16 protein-coding genes are annotated in these 16,873 nt (G+C 47.3%); 3 read left to right on the top strand and 13 right to left on the bottom strand.

What is annotated here, in order from left to right; all coding sequences use genetic code 11:
* Positions 1–18: 18 nt before the first annotated feature.
* The 7 genes from ACUYLD_RS03340 to ACUYLD_RS03310 all read right to left on the bottom strand — a co-directional run bounded on the left by ACUYLD_RS03340 (position 19) and on the right by ACUYLD_RS03310 (position 6,363).
* Positions 19–417, bottom strand: coding sequence for an FxsA family protein (locus tag ACUYLD_RS03340; RefSeq protein ID WP_013309596.1), 399 nt, complete (start codon positions 415–417; stop codon positions 19–21).
* Positions 414–932, bottom strand: a complete 519-nt coding sequence (locus ACUYLD_RS03335) for an acyl-CoA thioesterase (RefSeq protein WP_103048099.1) — start codon at positions 930–932, stop codon at positions 414–416. The genes ACUYLD_RS03340 and ACUYLD_RS03335 overlap by 4 nt, the downstream gene beginning before the upstream one ends.
* Positions 933–1,066: 134 nt before the next feature.
* Positions 1,067–2,356, bottom strand: coding sequence for a pectate lyase (gene pelA, locus ACUYLD_RS03330; RefSeq protein ID WP_446674408.1), 1,290 nt, complete (start codon positions 2,354–2,356; stop codon positions 1,067–1,069).
* A 288-nt stretch (positions 2,357–2,644) separates the two neighbouring features.
* Positions 2,645–3,487 (bottom strand): phosphate ABC transporter ATP-binding protein PstB, encoded by an 843-nt coding sequence (gene pstB, locus ACUYLD_RS03325; protein WP_446674407.1) that lies wholly within the window; start codon positions 3,485–3,487, stop codon positions 2,645–2,647.
* Positions 3,488–3,504: 17 nt separating this feature from the next.
* On the bottom strand, positions 3,505–4,401 hold the full coding sequence (gene pstA, locus ACUYLD_RS03320) for a phosphate ABC transporter permease PstA (RefSeq protein WP_061828684.1): 897 nt from the start codon (positions 4,399–4,401) through the stop codon (positions 3,505–3,507).
* Positions 4,401–5,333, bottom strand: a complete 933-nt coding sequence (gene pstC / locus ACUYLD_RS03315) for a phosphate ABC transporter permease subunit PstC (protein WP_013370343.1) — start codon at positions 5,331–5,333, stop codon at positions 4,401–4,403. Before pstC ends, pstA begins: the two co-directional genes overlap by 1 nt.
* A gap of 106 nt (positions 5,334–5,439) precedes the next feature.
* Entirely contained in the window at positions 5,440–6,363 is a 924-nt protein-coding gene (locus ACUYLD_RS03310; RefSeq protein ID WP_446674406.1) for a phosphate ABC transporter substrate-binding protein PstS family protein, read from the bottom strand.
* A gap of 207 nt (positions 6,364–6,570) precedes the next feature.
* Between ACUYLD_RS03310 and ACUYLD_RS03305 the strand changes: the two genes are divergently transcribed.
* Positions 6,571–7,455: a LysR family transcriptional regulator gene (locus ACUYLD_RS03305; protein ID WP_254349372.1), complete on the top strand. Its 885-nt coding sequence runs from the start codon at positions 6,571–6,573 to the stop codon at positions 7,453–7,455.
* A gap of 99 nt (positions 7,456–7,554) precedes the next feature.
* Here ACUYLD_RS03305 and pyk read toward each other — a convergent pair whose 3' ends face one another.
* From pyk to ACUYLD_RS03275, 6 genes are all read right to left on the bottom strand, one after another.
* On the bottom strand, positions 7,555–8,985 hold the full coding sequence (pyk, locus tag ACUYLD_RS03300; RefSeq protein WP_023987907.1) for a pyruvate kinase: 1,431 nt from the start codon (positions 8,983–8,985) through the stop codon (positions 7,555–7,557).
* Between the two features lie 125 nt (positions 8,986–9,110).
* Positions 9,111–10,094: an acetyl-CoA carboxylase carboxyltransferase subunit alpha gene (locus ACUYLD_RS03295; RefSeq protein ID WP_220027477.1), complete on the bottom strand. Its 984-nt coding sequence runs from the start codon at positions 10,092–10,094 to the stop codon at positions 9,111–9,113.
* A complete protein-coding gene (gene accD / locus ACUYLD_RS03290; RefSeq protein ID WP_013309586.1) occupies positions 10,095–10,988 on the bottom strand; it encodes an acetyl-CoA carboxylase, carboxyltransferase subunit beta in 894 nt (297 codons plus the stop codon). It abuts the gene before it with no gap.
* A gap of 180 nt (positions 10,989–11,168) precedes the next feature.
* Positions 11,169–11,357 carry a hypothetical protein gene (locus ACUYLD_RS03285; RefSeq protein ID WP_013309585.1) on the bottom strand — a complete coding sequence of 63 codons (189 nt, stop codon included), beginning with the start codon at positions 11,355–11,357 and terminating at the stop codon, positions 11,169–11,171.
* A gap of 152 nt (positions 11,358–11,509) precedes the next feature.
* A complete protein-coding gene (locus ACUYLD_RS03280) occupies positions 11,510–12,007 on the bottom strand; it encodes a phosphatidylglycerophosphatase A family protein (protein ID WP_023987905.1) in 498 nt (165 codons plus the stop codon).
* Between the two features lie 166 nt (positions 12,008–12,173).
* Positions 12,174–15,848: a DNA polymerase III subunit alpha gene (locus tag ACUYLD_RS03275; RefSeq protein ID WP_446674405.1), complete on the bottom strand. Its 3,675-nt coding sequence runs from the start codon at positions 15,846–15,848 to the stop codon at positions 12,174–12,176.
* 137 nt (positions 15,849–15,985) lie between these two features.
* On the opposite strand from ACUYLD_RS03275, the gene ACUYLD_RS03270 reads away from it, so the two are divergent.
* Together ACUYLD_RS03270 and ACUYLD_RS03265 are read left to right on the top strand one after the other, a co-directional pair.
* Complete coding sequence (locus ACUYLD_RS03270; protein WP_013309582.1) at positions 15,986–16,315, top strand: YtrH family sporulation protein; 330 nt, start codon at positions 15,986–15,988, stop codon at positions 16,313–16,315.
* A gap of 12 nt (positions 16,316–16,327) precedes the next feature.
* Positions 16,328–16,825, top strand: a complete 498-nt coding sequence (locus ACUYLD_RS03265) for a hypothetical protein (protein WP_061831708.1) — start codon at positions 16,328–16,330, stop codon at positions 16,823–16,825.
* The last annotated feature ends 48 nt before the right edge of the window (positions 16,826–16,873 follow it).

Here is a 16,873-nt window from a genome sequence, read left to right as displayed (position 1 = left end):
GGAAAACGGCAGCTCACGTCAAAACCGCCGAAACGTAATACTGCCGTTCTTCATTTTTTTCTCCAACCACTTCAATAAAAAGCGTCGGTACAACGCTCGTGTTAAAGGGAACACCAACGTAAAACCAATAATATCTGTTAAAAATCCAGGGATAAGCAGCAAACTCCCACCGAAAAAAACACATAATCCATCCAGCATTTTACGGCCAGGCATTTGTCCCCGGTTCATTTCATTTTTCGCATCGGCAATCACCTTACGACCTTCAAATTGCATCATGGCAGCCCCGATTAGGGTCGTCAGAATGATGAGTAAAATCGTTTTGCCCGCTCCAATCCAGTGACTTACCCATATAAACCCGTACAGCTCCGCCAAAGGAATGAGCAGCAGCAACAGCCACAGACGTTTACGCATCATCATGACTTCTGTCCCTCCCCGCCTGTAAAAGCAAACCTTAATGCAGTGTACAGCTCAGGTAGCGCCTGATCCAGTCGAACGGGCTTCCATTCGGTGTTCAACCATACGTGCCGTGTCATCCCTGTGACAAGCAGCTCTCCCGGCAGCGTGTCTGCCTGGGTCCATACCTTTCCCAGATACCTTTGATGCTCATCTTCCGTTACCCGTCGAACCTCATAGATATAGTTTAGACGTAATCTGGAGAAGTCCGTAATTGCGGTATAAATGGTAATTAAATCATCATATCGAGCAGGACTCGCATATTTCGCATTGATTTCAATAACTGGCAGCAAGACTCCTCGTTCCTCCATACTCCGATAGTTAAAACCCGCCTGTCGGATCATTTCGGTGCGCCCGATCTCAAACCAGTTCAAATAATTCGCATGATATACGACCCCCATCTGGTCGCTTTCCTGATAACGGACGCGTAGCGGTGCGCCATACCAGCGTAATTCCGTTTGTTTCTCCTCTTGAGTCATACAAGCTCTCCTATCTTTGTGCATCTTTATCTCTATTTTGCCCTCTCTCCATTAAACCATATTTACAGCCCGGGAACAAAAAGAGGGCAGACCGAACGGTCCGCCCTCTCCAATCATATATAATAATGCCTTTATTATTGTGGCAACGGCTTGGACAGTTTATAATATCCGCTATCCGAAGCCAGCTTGAGCAAGCTCTTAGCCTGGCTTCCCGCCCAGGCGTAACCAAGTCGTCTTTCCTCACTAATTTTCATGATGTCGGTATACTTTTTGCCATCCCGGTCTGAAAAGAAATACTTATTGTCTTCCACATTATAGAACCGATACCACATTACGCTCGATGCATCCTTTTGGAAAAACTCCGGACCTTGACGATTGTATTTGATACCGTCGATTCGGTTCGCGTCAAACCATTTCAAAGCACTCTGAGCCGCTTTTTTCACTTCAGCAGTTTGCGGCTGGGACATGAGAAAAGCAGTAATGCCTACTGATTCTGTAGTTGTTTTGGAAGGTAACTCAAATGCCCGGGCTTCAACAGATGCATAAGTAGCCGGATCGTGCTGTGCACCCCAGATTGTTGGTGTACCATTATTTACAATTTGAGATTTAATTGTGTACTGGATACCTTTGTTTAGCGCTTGCTGAAGTCTGGAGCGGTAAGAGTTATCCAGAATATCGCTATCAAACGGCTGCTTCTTGTTCACAATATCGTCAGCCAAAACCATAACTCTTACCATCGCATCATCATTATAAGTTACAGCATCGGAATAATTACCACGTTTAGGGTATACCTGAGGCCAGCCACCTGAGGAATATTGAGAGGTTAGTACGAAGTCGACTGCTTTTTGTACACTGTTCTTAATATCTTTATTTTTGGTTTTTTTGTATACATCCGCTAAAAAACGAATCTCGGTTGTCGTGGCCTCGTTATCAAACGTTCCGAGTTCAACACCATCCTTGCTTTTCCATGTGGAGCGTGCAGCTTTGCCATCCCATTTGGATTTATAATTCTTTTCCATAGCTTTGAAGAATCCGCCATGCGGCAATTGCCAGGATACAATATTTAAGGCAAGCGTCGTATCCTTGGATATATCCCCCGTAGAAAACTTGCTAAAGTCGCGCATTTTGTTCAAGAGGCTGTCTGTATTCACAACAGCGGTTGGCTTCGCCACAGCCGACAGCCCAAATAATGGCTCACGATCCAAAACACCTGAATTTACATCACCACCATAAACGTCCCGTCCCACAGCTGAATCTGTGGTAAGTTCATAAGAAGCAGTCGCCGATTCACGTCCTGAATCATATGTAGTCGACACCATCTCCTGTGCCGCAGCCCATGAGGGACTTAGGAGTCCTGACGTTACTGTAATCGCCAAACTTGAAAGCGCTATCATCTTTACGGTTGGACACATCTTCTTTTTCATTTGAACCTCTCCCTTATTTTGATTTGGGTAATTGTGTTCAGTTTAACCCTATTTACTCTTGCTGAAGATTCTTTTTGATAGCGAGGGGAACTAAACCACTATTTATGCATGATAAATAGTTAGTTGTATTATATGAAAATATACCCAAACGATCAATATATTTTAATTTACTAATAGATTAAAAAAGTTACAAAACGTTGAACACAATAAAAATCCTCTTACTAATGCTGGATTAGTAAGAGGATTTTACGTGCAGCTCATATATAGTAGGTCGATGAGCAACATCGCTTAACCAAATCGACCCATGATGTACTCCTGAGTAAGCTCATTTTCAGGATTCGTGAAAATATCGTTCGTTTTCCCATGTTCAACCAGACTTCCAATATAAAAATAAGCAGTATAATCGGAAATCCGTGCAGCCTGCTGCATATTGTGCGTCACAATAACGATGCGCAGTTCTTTTTTTAATTCGGTGATGAGCTCTTCTACCTTGCCTGTAGACACAGGGTCCAGCGCGGAAGCTGGCTCGTCAAGCAATAGAATTTTCGGCTGAACGGATAGTGCACGTGCAATGCAAAGCCGCTGCTGTTGCCCGCCAGACAGCGCCAGAGCGGAGTCGTGAAGGCGATCCTTGACCTCGTCCCATAATGCTGCTTTACGCAGGCTACTTTCGACGATTTCATCAAGCTGTTTCTTCTTGCGCACCCCACGGTATTTAGGACCGAAGGCGATATTATTGTAAATGGATTTGTAAAAAGGATTGGGACGTTGCCACACCATGCCAATTTGCTGACGCAGCTTGATCACGTCCGTTTCCGGTGCCGTCAAATCCTGTCCATCCATCCAGATATGTCCCGTTGTAGAGGAAGACGCAATCTCATCATTCATCCGATTAAGGGAGCGCAAAAAGGTCGATTTACCGCAGCCGGAAGGCCCGATCAGGGCAGTCACTGTCTGTTCCGGAAAGGCCAGATTCACTTTTTTCACAGCCTCAAAGCTGCCATAATAAATACTCAAATCCTCAGTACTGAACGGATGCGGCGGTTGCCCCGCAAGCTGTTCCGAACGCGTATACTGAACGGATGTTGCTGGTGCGGCGGTTTTTACCGTTCGCGTAATCACATGTTCCATTGTTCTCCATCCCCTTTCTAATCCATACGTTTGGCAGCTGTCAGACGGCGGTATACAACTCTTCCGAACCATCTTGCACTCAAGTTGAATGTAAGCACAAGCAGCACCAGTACGGCAGAAGCGCCTGCAGCGATATCTTTGGAGTCGGGAGCAATCCCCTCACTGTTGACCTTCCAAATATGGACAGCCAATGTCTCAGCAGGTCGCATCGGGTTAATAGGCGATCTGGCATGCAATGGATTCCAATCAGTAAAATCAAGCGGCGGCGTACTCATCCCTGCTGTAAACAGCAATGCTGCGGCTTCCCCGAAAATACGGCCTGCGGCCAAAATGGTACCCGTAATCAAGCTTGGCAGCGCAGCTGGCAACAAAATGGAGGTGATGATTTTCCACTTGGACAATCCAAGCGCAAGTCCAGCTTCCTTTTGCTCCTTCGGCACAGCTCGGAAAGCCTGCTCCGTTGTGCGAACCATCAGCGGTAGGTTAAATACGGCCAAAGCCAAGGCTCCTGATAAGAGGGAAAAGCCAAAATCAAACGTATTTACGATAAGTAGTAGTCCAAACAATCCGATGACGATAGACGGGAAAGAGGACAATACTTCGACGACAAGTCGTATAAAGTCCGTAATTTTCCCCGGCTTTGCATATTGCGCCATGTAAATACCTGCGCCCCAGCCAATCGGAATGGTGATAATCAAAGTTAAGATTAACAAAAATACGGAATTAAATAGTTGTGGGCCAATACCACCGCCTGCACGTAATGTTTGGGGAGCACTGGTTAAAAAGTCAAAAGAAATATGACTGACTCCGCGGGCCAAAATGAAGCCCAGTAATCCAACCAAAAGTGCAACAATGAACAAGGCGAAGAAACAGATTACAAATGTAGCGATCTTGTCGGTCGTTTTAGCTTTCATCAAACCCGGTTTCTCCTTTCAAGCAGCCTTACCAGCAGCACGAAAATGAATGTCATGAGCAGAAGAACAAGCGCCATGCTCCAGAGAGCATTGTTATGAACGGAGCCCATCGCTGTATTACCCATGCTTAGTGTAATGACGCTGGTCAAGGTCGAAGCAGATTCCAGCAAGGAATGCGGTATATGCGGAGCATTCCCGATTACCATCTGTACAGCCAACGCTTCTCCGAAGGCACGAGCCATACCGAGAATAATTCCTGTTAAAAGAGCAGGCAACAGCGTCGGAATAATAACACGGGCAATTGTCTGCCAGCGAGTAGCACCCAAAGCATAAGAGGATTCACGCAGCCCCCCCGGCAAGGAAGACAACGCATCTGCCATAATACTCGTTATCGTCGGCAAAATCATGACTGACAACACTAGGCAGCCTGCCAGAATGCCGATGCCTTGTCCTCCAAACACGTTCCGCAGCAGCGGGACGATCACGGTCAAGCCGACAAAGCCATATACAACAGACGGAATACCGGATAATAATTCAATCGCAGGTTGAAGGATACGTTTACCCGATTTCGGCACGATTTCCGTCATAAATAAAGCCGCACATAAGCTGAGTGGACTGGCAATTAAAGCCGCCAGTATGGTTACTGCAAAAGAACCCGTAATAAACGGAAGCGCGCCGAAGGACTTAGGTTCGCCATCCGGGCTCCATTTGGTTCCAAAGAAAAACTCTCGCAGACTGACTCCATTCACCGCAAATGTAGCTACACCTTTGGAGGCAACAAAATATACGATGGAGACAATGACTGCAACTAAAAAAACGACACAAACCGACGTATATATTCGGCCGGTCCATTCTTCCCAGTAATGTCTTTCTTTCATAACTCGGGATCGTTTATTCTGTTCCATGTATGCCTTCCCTTCAATTGGTTCCATACTGTAACTCCTTTAACCGAAGAATAGAGGCCGGACGCTAGTCCGCCTCTTCTTCGTGAATATACTCGCGTTAGCTGCGTTCATCGAACAGGAGGTGTGACTCTCCTTATTTCGTGATATTACCGTCAGCATCACGTTTCACTTGCATACCTGCTACTGGAATGTATCCCAAGTCTACGACATCCGTTTTTTGGATTTCATCTGACAGAATGTAGTCCAGGAATGCTTTCACATGCTCTTTTGGCTCACCTTTAGTGTACATATGCTCGTAAGCCCACACTGGATATTTACCTTGTTCTACATTTTCAACGTTAGCTTCAACACCATCGTATTTCAGAGCAGTTACTGTGTTGTCGATGTAGGACAGAGCCAGATAACCAATCGCACCCGGTGTTTCAGCAATCAGCTTTTTCACAGTACCGGAGGAATCTTCTTGAATGGAGCCCGGCAGATCTTCTGTTTTTTGTCCCAATGCGTATTTTTCAAATGTTGCACGAGTACCAGAGCTGCTTGGACGGTTTACAATAACGATTTTTTGATCCGCACCGCCAACTTCTTTCCAGTTCGTGATTTTACCTGTAAAGATTTGTACCAATTGATCTTTTTTCAGGTCTGTAACGCCTACTTTAGGATTCGCTACCGCTGACATGGCTACAACAGCTACTTGGTGATCGACCAGCTCCTCTGCGCCGCTCTCCAGTTTTTCTTTTGCAAACACGTCGGAGTTACCGATATCCGCTTGTCCGCCGGAAACCTGAGTCAAGCCAGTACCGCTACCGCCGCCCTGTACTTGAACTGCAATGCCTTTATATTTATCGACAGCCATAAATTTTTGTCCCGCTTGCTCTACCAATGGTTGAAGTGCAGTGGAGCCAACAGCCAGAATGTTTCCTGTCAGTTCAGCAGCTGCTTTATTGTCTGTTCCTGTAGCAGCTTCTCCTTGTGGTGCAGCATTGTTACCTGATCCGCAAGCTGCAAGTGCAAATACCATGGTGAGAGTCATCAGAATGAACGGCCATTTTTTCAACATTTTTTATTGTCCTCCCCTTAGTTAAGTGACGGTTTTTTATTTATGACCATCAACACTTTTACATTGTAGGCCTGGAATGTTAGACGAACGACGTGGTTTTGTAAAACAAATATAAAATATTGATAGATAAATTATTTTTCGGTATATAATTAATCTATAGTTTGAAATTCACATATGAATGGCACATAAGGAGAGCTGTTGGATTCCATGAATATTCTAAAATTGCGTATCTTAATGCTGATCGACAAATTCCATAAGGCGACGGATGTGGCCGAAGCTTTGCAAGTCAAACAACCTACCGTCAGCTTTCATATGAAAAGCTTGGAAAAGGAAATGGGTGTTTCTCTATTCTCTCTTCAACAAGGCAGAATTATGCTAACGGAGGCTGGAAAAAAATTATTACCTTACGCAAAGCAGATCATCTCTCTGGAGCAAGAAGCTAGACAAGCTGTAGATGAACTGACAGAAGAATCACAGGGTCAATTACATCTGAGTGCAGAGTCGATATCAGGTACGTATCTCCTCCCCACTTTGATGGCTAAGTTTGCTGAGCGGTATCCAGATTGTCGTATTCAGTTGGAGATTCAATCCCCGGATGCAATTAAGCAGCTACTGAAACAAGGGGAAATTGATTTTGCTTTTCTCGACGATAGAGATTCTCTTCCAGAGTATACGGTGGCAGAGCCAGTGGCTTCTGATCAAGTAGGAGTTATCCGTTCTGCATCTGCATACAAATTAGGGGAGGTCGATGGACCCGATATGCTGGACAAGCACACATGGGTAAAATATAGCGGTTCATCAGTTGTAGATCAGTATTCCTCGCTAGTTAAGCCTCATCTGGAGATCAACTCTTGGGAAGCGGTAAAGCAAGTCGTAAGCGGCGGAGAAGCGCTTGCCTTCTTTCCTGCAAGCGGAGTGGATAATAATGAAAATGCTGCTCCCTCGGTGGAATGGCTCCCTTATCCCGAGGCTGATAACCAAAGGAGCCATTATCAAATAAACATCGTGTATCAACAAGATACACACATGAACTTGATGCAACAGGCATTTCTTGATTTCATACGACGAGAAGGACTGGAAATGAAAAGCTAGAGAACATAAAAAAAGAGCATCCAAGTCTTATTGACTTGAATGCTCTTTTGCTTGTTATAACGATACATACAGCCTCGGTATTATGTCATGAGACTTTAATTACGCTTGTGCTGGAACGCAGCTAATTTTGATCAGGTTCGTAGAACCGGAATCACCAAGAGGTACGCCCGCAGTAATTACAACCAAATCGCCCTCTTTAACGAGGCCAGATTTGCGACCGCCTTCCAGTGCGTTGTCAAACAGACTATCTGTTGTGTCAACGACTGGTCTGCCTTGTACTGCATGTACGCCCCAGATCAGAGCCAAACGGCGAACTGTTCTTTCCTGTGTTGTCACAGCAACAATCGGAGCTTCAGGACGGTATTTAGAAATCATACGCGCCGTTGTTCCGCTTTGTGTGGACGTCAGGATCGCTTTGGCATGCAGGTCAAGTGCAGAAATAGAAACAGATTGACTGATTGCTTCTGTAATACTAATTTCTTGAGCCGTTCTTTGTTTCTTGAACAAATCACGGTAGTTCAGAGAGGACTCAGCTTTTTCTGCAATACGTGACATCGTCAATACGGATTCTACCGGATATTTACCCGCTGCTGTTTCGCCGGACAGCATAATTGCGTCTGTTCCGTCAAAAATAGCATTCGCCACGTCACTTGCTTCCGCACGAGTCGGACGCGGGTTACGTTGCATGGAATCCAGCATCTGTGTTGCCGTAATAACAGGCTTGCCAGCTACATTACATTTGTTAATCATCAATTTTTGCGCCAGAGGCACTTCTTCAGCAGGAATTTCCACACCGAGGTCACCACGGGCAACCATCAGACCATCCGAAGCTTCCAAAATTTCATCCAGGTTGTCAACACCTTGCTGATTTTCTATTTTGGAAATGATTTGGATATGACTTGCGTTGTGTTTCGCCAGCAATTCACGGATTTCCAGAACGTCACTTGCTTTACGAACAAAAGAAGCCGCGATGAAATCAATGTCCTGCTCAATACCGAAAATGATATCATTAGCATCTTTTTCGGTAATACCAGGCAAAGAAATAGCAACGCCTGGAACGTTAACGCCCTTCTTGCTTTTGATCGTTCCGCCATTAACAATGCGGCATTTGATTTCAGTGCCTGATACTTCAATAACGGTGAGTCCGATCAGACCATCGTCGATCAGAATGGTGGAGCCGGGCTCCACGTCCGAGGGAAGATCTTTGTACGTAATGGAAATACGATCTTGCGTACCGAGAATTTCTTCCGTTGTCAGCGTAATGAACTCGTCCTGAACAAGCTCAATAGGTTCAACTTCGAGCTTTCCTGTCCGGATTTCCGGCCCCTTCGTATCGAGCAAAATAGCAACGTTTTTGTTAAGCTCCTTACAAGCTTGACGGATGTTTTTAATCCGGTTGCCATGCTCCTCGAAATCACCGTGAGAGAAATTTAGGCGGGCTACGTTCATACCAGCCAAAATCAGTTTCTTCACATTTTCCAATGACTCACTGGAAGGACCGATGGTACATACAATCTTAGTTTTGCGCATTTGGGTTTTTCCTCCGTTTTCAAAGGTGCTACTCTTTATATCTTTTTCCAACAATTAAATCTACTACACTTTTTCCTATTTGTATAGGAAGTTCGTCATATTTATTGTTACCCGTTTACAGCGTATTACAACATAGGCTCAGATTCCGAAGGTTTTAAGAAGGTGTATTGACCTATTTTTCGGAATTTTTGATACCGATCTTCCCTCAATTCATCGCAGCTCATATTCGTAAGGTCTGCCAAATGACGTTCCAATAGCTCCTTGATTGCGGCAGCAGTCACTTCATAGTTACGATGCGCGCCCCCTTTCGGCTCCGGCACAATATCCTCGATAATTTCCATGCGCAGGAGGTCATTAGCCGTAATCTTCATGGCTTCAGCTGCCTGATCGGCCTTGGAAGCATCTTTCCATAGAATCGAAGCTGCACCGTTTGGAGAAATGGCCGAATAAATGGCATGTTCCAGCATCAGCACACGGTTACCGACTGCAAACGCAAGCGCACCGCCGCTTCCACCCTCGCCGATGACCACACAAATAACAGGCACCGAAAGCTTTGCCATCTCCCGCAAGTTGCGGGCAATCGCTTCCGATTGACCTCTCTCCTCTGCTGTATTACCCGGATAAGCGCCCTTCGTATCAATAAATGTAATAATAGGGCGTTTGAATTTATCAGCCTGCTGCATAAGACGCAAGCCTTTACGAAATCCTTCCGGATGAGCACTACCAAAGAAACGTGCAATGTTATCTTTCGTATCCTTACCACGCTGTTGACCAATGACGGTCACCGGAATACCATTTAGCTTGGCAATTCCGCCCACAACCGCCAGATCGTCTCCAAACAAGCGGTCGCCGTGCAATTCAATAAAGTCCGTAAACACCTGCTCAATCAGATCAAGAGACGTTGGTCTTTGATGATGACGGGCCAAATGCATTTTTTGTGGTGCTGTAATGTTCGAATATATTTCTTCTTCCATCTCGAGATAACGTTCCTCGAGACGGTTGATTTCATCTGTAAAATCAATTTGCTTATCCTGTCCGAATTGCTTGAGTTCTTCGATCTTCTGTCGCATCTCGACCAGGGGCTTTTCATAAGGCAATTCACCAGCCATCTATTCCACCCCTTTCACACTGTGCAGATCAAGCAGTTGCCCGAGGGTATCACGCAGTTCCTTGCGGTGTACAACCATATCCAATTGTCCATGCTGCAAATTAAATTCGGATGTTTGAAAATCATCCGGCAACTTCTGTCTGATTGTCTGTTCAATTACAATACGCCCTGCAAAGCCGAATACAGCTCCTGGCTCCGCGATATTAATATCTCCAAGCGTAGCAAAGCTGGCGGACACTCCACCTGTAGTCGGGTCGGTGATAACAGAAATATACAGCAAGCCCTGCTCATCCAGACGAGCAAGAGCAGCACTTGTTTTGGCCATCTGCATCAAGCTTAAAATACTTTCCTGCATACGTGCCCCGCCGGAAGTTGAGAAAATAATTAGCGGCAAACGCTTGTCTATTGCTTGCTCAATGGCGCGGGTAATTTTCTCTCCTACGACCGAACCCATACTGCCAGTAAAAAAGTCAAAGCTCATCACAGCAACGACAACAGGATGTCCATAAATAAGGCCGTCGCCCGTAACGACAGCCTCTCGCAAGCCAGATTTCAGGGTCTGTTGCTCCAGCTTGCTCGCATATCCCGGAAAGTCCAGCGGGTCAACCGAAATCATATCGGCATCATATTCCGTAAACGTGTCTTCGTCGAGCACCATGCGAATGCGATCCATAGCATTCAAACGCATATGGTATCCGCACACCGGACACACTTTCAAATTTTTCTCTAGTTCTTTGCTGTATTGAATACTTCCACACTTGCCACATTTGGTCATAAGACCTTCGGGAATTTCCCGTTTGGGACGATCCGGCATGTCCGCTTGATCGCCGCTCAGCGCCCGTTCCGAAGGGATGGTCGCGTATTTACGCTTCTTTTGGAATAAATCTTTAAACACAACTACACCTCTCCAGCCGTTTATTTGTCAGCCGTAACCGATACAAGGTCCTCTGCCGTCTATGCGGCACCTTTAAGCATTATGTTCATACACACGTCAACGCCTGTTACTAAAACTTTACCGCCGATCGTGCATCCTTTGTTCCACTCATGCTGCTGTATCACTTCCGCCGTTCCGGACTCAAGGGCGCAAAATCGAATTAAGCACTTCCTGTATTTCTTCGACTTCACCCGAAGGCACAAGTATCTCAAACTGTTGCTTGGACGCGCTGATGGCCCGGGCCTGCACCATAAAACCTTCTTCAGACAGTTTGAGCTTAATCATGTCAGCCAGTCTGGCCGTCGGTGCAATATAAATCACCGTCCACATGCCTTGTTTCTACCCCCTAAGCCTCAAGTTTTGAGCCCATATAATAGACTCATGATAACATACCTTACTTTTTTCCCGCAACAAAAGCCCTCCTGATCATTCAAGTTCGTCGGAGGGCCTAGAAAATCATCAACTCTGTCTACACAGGTCAATTAAGCGTCCAATGATGCAGGATAATGCTTGGCATGGAGGCTCCGATGTGCAATGCGCGAAGAAGCAGCGGCAGCTAGTCCGGCGACAAGATCGTCTAAAAACACATGAATACCACTGCCTTTTTGGTTCAGCTGTTCAATAATCCCCGTCTTTTCCTTATCCAGATAACCAAAACTGGTTAAGCCGATCATGCCGTACACACTCGTAATTCCAAGAGCCAGTGTCTCGTCCACTCCGTACAGCGGTTCGTCAGCCTCCATAATGGCTTGCAATGGCTGGGGGAGAAGTTTTTTTTCGGCCAGCTCATCGAGCGCAATACCTGTGAGCAACGTATATTGAACCTCACGCTTTTGTAAAACCGCTTTGACACTGTCTATACATTCTTCCATCGTCAAATGAGGATAATATTTTAGCTGAAGCTGAAAAACAATGTCCGCAATGGACTCGATACGAATGCCTCTGCGATTTAACAAAGTTTCTGCATATTCATAGGACATAATTTCCCTCCCGCTTTCACCGTGCAGTCTATTCTTTCACCGTACGGGACCTTATGGTGCAGGGTACGTGTTGAATCTCCTGTTCCGCCAGTTTTCCAAGTGTATGCGGGAAGGAAGGAAAATGTTCATTAAACCGTTACAATAAGGGCGGTTTGCTGTGTGCCTATCATTTGACTTTCACCGTACCTTCACCCAACATCGACTCCATTTGATCAAAAAGCTGAGGAGAGGGCTTAATGCTGTAAGCATCGCTCAAGGCCAGCAGACGCTGGTTGCTCTCATAAAAAAGTACGGTAGGCATAGCACCGGGATGCTCCTGGAGCAGTGCCTTGAGACTGACCAGCAAGCTGGCGTCCTCCTCGGCCTGGCGGGTGATTTTGACAAACACCCGCTGATGAGTGGTCGGCTCCGAGCTGCGCGGGACTGGCACCTGCTCACCTCGAGCCGCTTCGGCTCCACGCGGTGAAGCAGCCATCACGGGACGGGCCGCCTTCGGTTGAGGCGAAGCAGATGCATTGGCTGCCGAAGGCGGGGGCGACACGCGCGACGTTCTCCCGCCCGGGCCGCCAGCAGCAGAGCCAGCCGCTGGCACGGATGCTCCAGCGGCGGACGAGCGCGTACTGGCACGTCGGCGCTGGAGGAGCCGTGCCAGCGAGTCTTCCGCCAGCGGGGCGGTCTCATCCGCAAGGAGCTTGAAGTGCTCGTCCTGCTGCTGCATCTTGGCTCGAAGCGTAAGCAAAGCTCCCTTTTCAATCCACTGCTGGCTTCGCTTCCATACCTCAGGAAACAGCACAACCTCACAGCGCTCAATCTGATCCTCCAGCTCAATGAAGGCCATGGCCTTACCCTGCTTGGTCGTAATCGTTTTGAGTGACACTACCATGCCTGCGGTCACAACAACCGTTTCATCTGGCACATCGCCAAGCTCCATCAAACGATCCGCCTCGCTGCTTTCCAACAGCGACTCAAAATCATCCAACGGGTGCCCGGATAAATACAGTCCCAGCAGTTCGCGTTCCAGCTCTAACTGCTGGCTGGCACTGAATTTGGGTACATTGGGATATTCGATATCCCAATTGGGCATTTCCACAAAACCAAACATATCAATTTGCAAGTCATCCCGTTCCTTGCGCCACTTGACGGCTGCATCGACCGTTTCATCCAGCATGGCAAGCAATTGTGCCCGATGACCCGTCAAAGAATCAAAGGCTCCTGCCTGAATAAGCGATTCAATTACTCTCTTATTACATACCCGCAAATCGACACGTCGACAAAAATCGAGCAGGCTGTCGAAAGGCCGTTCCTTGCGAACAGCGAGAATGCTCTCCATCGCCTGTGTGCCGACATTTTTAATCGCTGCTAGGCCGAAGCGGATGCCTCCCTGCTGTAAAGGAGTAAACAACACCCCGCTCTCATTCACATCAGGCGGCAACACTGCGATATCCATACGACGGCATTCGACGACATATTCAGCCACTTTCCGATGACTTCCCATCACGGCTGTCAGCATTGAAGCCATAAATTGCACCGGATAATGGGCCTTTAGATAAGCCGTTTGAAATGCTAGCACACCATAAGCAGCTGCATGAGCACGCGGGAAGCCGTAGTCAGCAAAACGGACAATCATATCGTAAACCCTTCCGGCCTCCTCCTCCGTGTATCCCTGCTTGATACTGCCTTCGACAAAATGCCCGCGCTCCAGATCCAACACTTCGCGCTTTTTCTTGGACACAGCCCGGCGCAACAGATCGGCTTCTCCCAGGGAAAAGCCCGCCATGCGTGAAGCAATCTGCATGATTTGCTCCTGATACACAATAATACCGTACGTATCCTTTAAGATCGGTTCCAGGTCAGGATGCGGATAAGAAATCTCAATCTGACCATGCTTGGCCTGTATAAAGTTAGGAATAAAGCCCATCGGGCCCGGACGATACAAAGCCAGGACAGAAATGATATCCTCGAATACACTCGGCTTCAAATCCTTGAGTACCCGGCGTACACCGGCCGACTCCAGCTGGAATACGCCTCCTGTATCTCCTTTGCCCAGCAAGTCATAGGTATGCGGATCGTTATCGGGAATACGACTAAAATCAGGCGTTTCTCCATGCTCTTCCGCAATCCAGTGTATGCACCGTTCAATAATGGAGAGCGTACGCAGCCCAAGGAAATCCATTTTAAGCAAACCAATGCGCTCTAGATTTTCCATCGAGTACTGCGTCAAAGGTACCCCTTCGCTCCCCTCTTGAAGCGGAACTGCATCGGTCAATGGAGTCCGCGAAATGACAACACCTGCTGCATGTGTCGAAGCATGACGAGGCATTCCTTCAACCTTGATCGCCATATCCAGCAGTTCACGTGTCTTGGGCTTCGTTTCATATAGCGTTTTCAGCTCCGGGGTGATTTCCAGCGCATGACGGATATTAATGCCTAGCTGCGCCGGAATCAGCTTGGCTGCCTTGTCCACCTCGCCATACGGCACGTTCAATGCACGACCGACATCACGGACAGCGGCTCTTGCTGCCAGCGTTCCAAAGGTAATAATTTGCGCTACATGCTCATTTCCGTACTTCTGTACTACATAGTCGATAACCTCGTCACGCCGTTCATCACTAAAATCAATATCTATATCTGGCATACTAATTCGTTCTGGATTCAGAAACCGTTCAAAGAGCAGGTTGTATTTCATCGGATCGACATTCGTGATGTTAAGCACATAGGCAACCAAACTGCCTGCTGAAGAACCCCGCCCCGGTCCCGTTGCAATCTTATGCTTATGAGCGAAGGCAATAAAATCCCATACAATCAGGAAATAATCGCTGAAACCCATACTGTCAATGGTATTCAACTCATAGTTTAGCCGTTGGTTCAACCTTTCCCGTTCCTCCGGTTGCTCCCATCCGGGATCGCTTCCATAGCGACGCTCCAGCCCTTGCACGCACAGATTGCGTAAATAGGACGAAGAGGTCATTCCTTCCGGCAGCGGGCGATATTCAGGCAAAATGGATTGACCGAATTCCAGCTCTAGTTCGCATTTTTCAGCAATACGCACCGTGTTGGCGATGGCTTCTGCCACATGCGGGAATAAACGAGCCATATCCTCCTGACTTTTCAGATACAACTGACGTGTTGGTATACGCAAGCGTTCCTCATCGTCAACTGTCTTCCCTGTCCCGATACAGATCAGAACGTCTTGCACGTCCGCATCTGGCTCAGTCAAGTAATGCACGTCATTCGTCGCCACCAGTGGAATATTCAGTTCCTTCGCCAGTGCGATCAAGAGAGGATTTACACGTTTTTGCTCCGAAAGACCATGGTCCTGGAGTTCCAGATAAAAATCATCGCCAAAAATGTTACGATACCGTTCCGCTGCTCGTCGTGCTTCGGCTTCCCGACCATGCAGTAAATGCTGCGGCACTTCACCGCCCAAACAAGCGCTCAGGCATATGATGCCTTCATGATGGGCAGTCAAAGCCTCCATGTCGATGCGCGGCTTGTAGTGAAAGCCCTCCAAATGGCCGATGGAGCACAACTTCATCAGATTTTGATAGCCTGTTTTATTTTTGGCGAGCAAAATTAAATGATATATAGGCTGATCCTTCCGACTGCCACGCTCCTTACGCGATCCTGCCGTCATATAGGCCTCACACCCGATAATCGGCTTAATGCCGTTCTCTACACACGCTCTATAAAAAGGAATGGCACCGTACATAACCCCGTGGTCTGTAAGGGCCAGCGCCTTCATTCCGTAAGCTGACGCCTGTTTGACCAACTCCGCGGTACGAGCCGCGCCGTCCAGCAGGCTGTACTCGCTATGAACATGCAAATGCACAAATGAACTCATGCGCTTCTCTTCCTTTCACCGCTTGATTTTCTTCAAACTATTTTATCATATCCGCGTTAGTAGCGCCCATAGAATAAAAGTACAGACCTCGGCGGACAAGCGCGGTCCTGATTCGTATACCTAAGGAGGAAAAGAGCATGAGCACTTTTATATCCAAAGCGATTCTCGACTTCTTCATTGCCTTTGGCATCGTGCTCGGGGGAGCCATGCTCGGCGGAATGGGAGCTGTGGTATCGCTTCAGCCGCCAACCCAGACGATGCTGGAGGTTGCCGGAAGAATTAAAATATGGGCGCTTGCCGCCGCTGTGGGGGGAACGATGGACCCGATCCGGGTCATTGAAAGCAATATGTTGGATGGTAATTTGTCACCTGCCATTAAGCAGATATTGTATTTGATTTTCGCCTTTTTAGGCGCTCATATGGGTGCAGAGCTGGTCAAGTGGGTATGCGGCAACGGACGACCGTGAGGTGAAACGACTATGAGAGTCCCCCCTTTTGAGCGCCTGCGCCCTTTTATGCAATTATCCTCCGTCTTTGTACTCGGTATGATTACGGGAGGAATGATCTACAATGCCATCTGGCATGCCAGCTTCAATCAGCTATGGACGAACAACCAGGATCTTCAATTCCAGCTCCAGCAAGCCGAGGAAGACAACAAAACATTGCGCAAATACAGCAAGCGCCAAACCGTTGTCAAAGAAATCAAGCTGATCGCGGAGGAAGCTTCGGCCGAAAAAATTGATTCTATCAACCTGAAGGAACTTCTTCGCCGTGTCAGTCGTGATCTGGAGGTGCTGCGCGGCAGAGATATGTTCGAGATTGACTCTGACAGCAAGCTGGTACGTATGTTGCTGCACCAAAAAAAATACACCGTTCGTGACAAGGAGTATACGATCCAGGTCAAAACGATGCTTGTAATGGAAGGGGTGCTGCAAATTTGGCTGGAAGCAAAAGAAAGACTGCCTGAAAGCCACTAAGTCGATCTATTCGACTTCACACCCTGCTCCGATCCATAGGTAGCCACA

This window comes from Paenibacillus sp. SER-28, assembly GCF_052906305.1.
Note: the sequence above shows the minus strand (reverse complement) of the source record. Positions and strands in the feature narration are given on the sequence as shown.

What these genes read in the sequence shown, in the direction of transcription:
- ACUYLD_RS03340 (WP_013309596.1), bottom strand. Translation starts at nt 417, where the DNA reads ATGATGATGCGTAAACGTCTGTGGCTGTTGCTGCTGCTCATTCCTTTG.
- ACUYLD_RS03280 (WP_023987905.1), bottom strand. Translation starts at nt 12,007, where the DNA reads ATGTCCTATGAATATGCAGAAACTTTGTTAAATCGCAGAGGCATTCGT.
- ACUYLD_RS03275 (WP_446674405.1), bottom strand. Translation starts at nt 15,848, where the DNA reads ATGAGTTCATTTGTGCATTTGCATGTTCATAGCGAGTACAGCCTGCTG.
- pstB (WP_446674407.1), bottom strand. Translation starts at nt 3,487, where the DNA reads ATGGAACATGTGATTACGCGAACGGTAAAAACCGCCGCACCAGCAACA.
- ACUYLD_RS03295 (WP_220027477.1), bottom strand. Translation starts at nt 10,094, where the DNA reads ATGGCTGGTGAATTGCCTTATGAAAAGCCCCTGGTCGAGATGCGACAG.
- ACUYLD_RS03305 (WP_254349372.1), top strand. Translation starts at nt 6,571, where the DNA reads ATGAATATTCTAAAATTGCGTATCTTAATGCTGATCGACAAATTCCAT.
- ACUYLD_RS03265 (WP_061831708.1), top strand. Translation starts at nt 16,328, where the DNA reads ATGAGAGTCCCCCCTTTTGAGCGCCTGCGCCCTTTTATGCAATTATCC.
- ACUYLD_RS03285 (WP_013309585.1), bottom strand. Translation starts at nt 11,357, where the DNA reads ATGTGGACGGTGATTTATATTGCACCGACGGCCAGACTGGCTGACATG.
- ACUYLD_RS03270 (WP_013309582.1), top strand. Translation starts at nt 15,986, where the DNA reads ATGAGCACTTTTATATCCAAAGCGATTCTCGACTTCTTCATTGCCTTT.
- ACUYLD_RS03335 (WP_103048099.1), bottom strand. Translation starts at nt 932, where the DNA reads ATGACTCAAGAGGAGAAACAAACGGAATTACGCTGGTATGGCGCACCG.
- ACUYLD_RS03310 (WP_446674406.1), bottom strand. Translation starts at nt 6,363, where the DNA reads ATGTTGAAAAAATGGCCGTTCATTCTGATGACTCTCACCATGGTATTT.
- pstC (WP_013370343.1), bottom strand. Translation starts at nt 5,333, where the DNA reads ATGGAACCAATTGAAGGGAAGGCATACATGGAACAGAATAAACGATCC.
- pstA (WP_061828684.1), bottom strand. Translation starts at nt 4,401, where the DNA reads ATGAAAGCTAAAACGACCGACAAGATCGCTACATTTGTAATCTGTTTC.
- pyk (WP_023987907.1), bottom strand. Translation starts at nt 8,985, where the DNA reads ATGCGCAAAACTAAGATTGTATGTACCATCGGTCCTTCCAGTGAGTCA.
- pelA (WP_446674408.1), bottom strand. Translation starts at nt 2,356, where the DNA reads ATGAAAAAGAAGATGTGTCCAACCGTAAAGATGATAGCGCTTTCAAGT.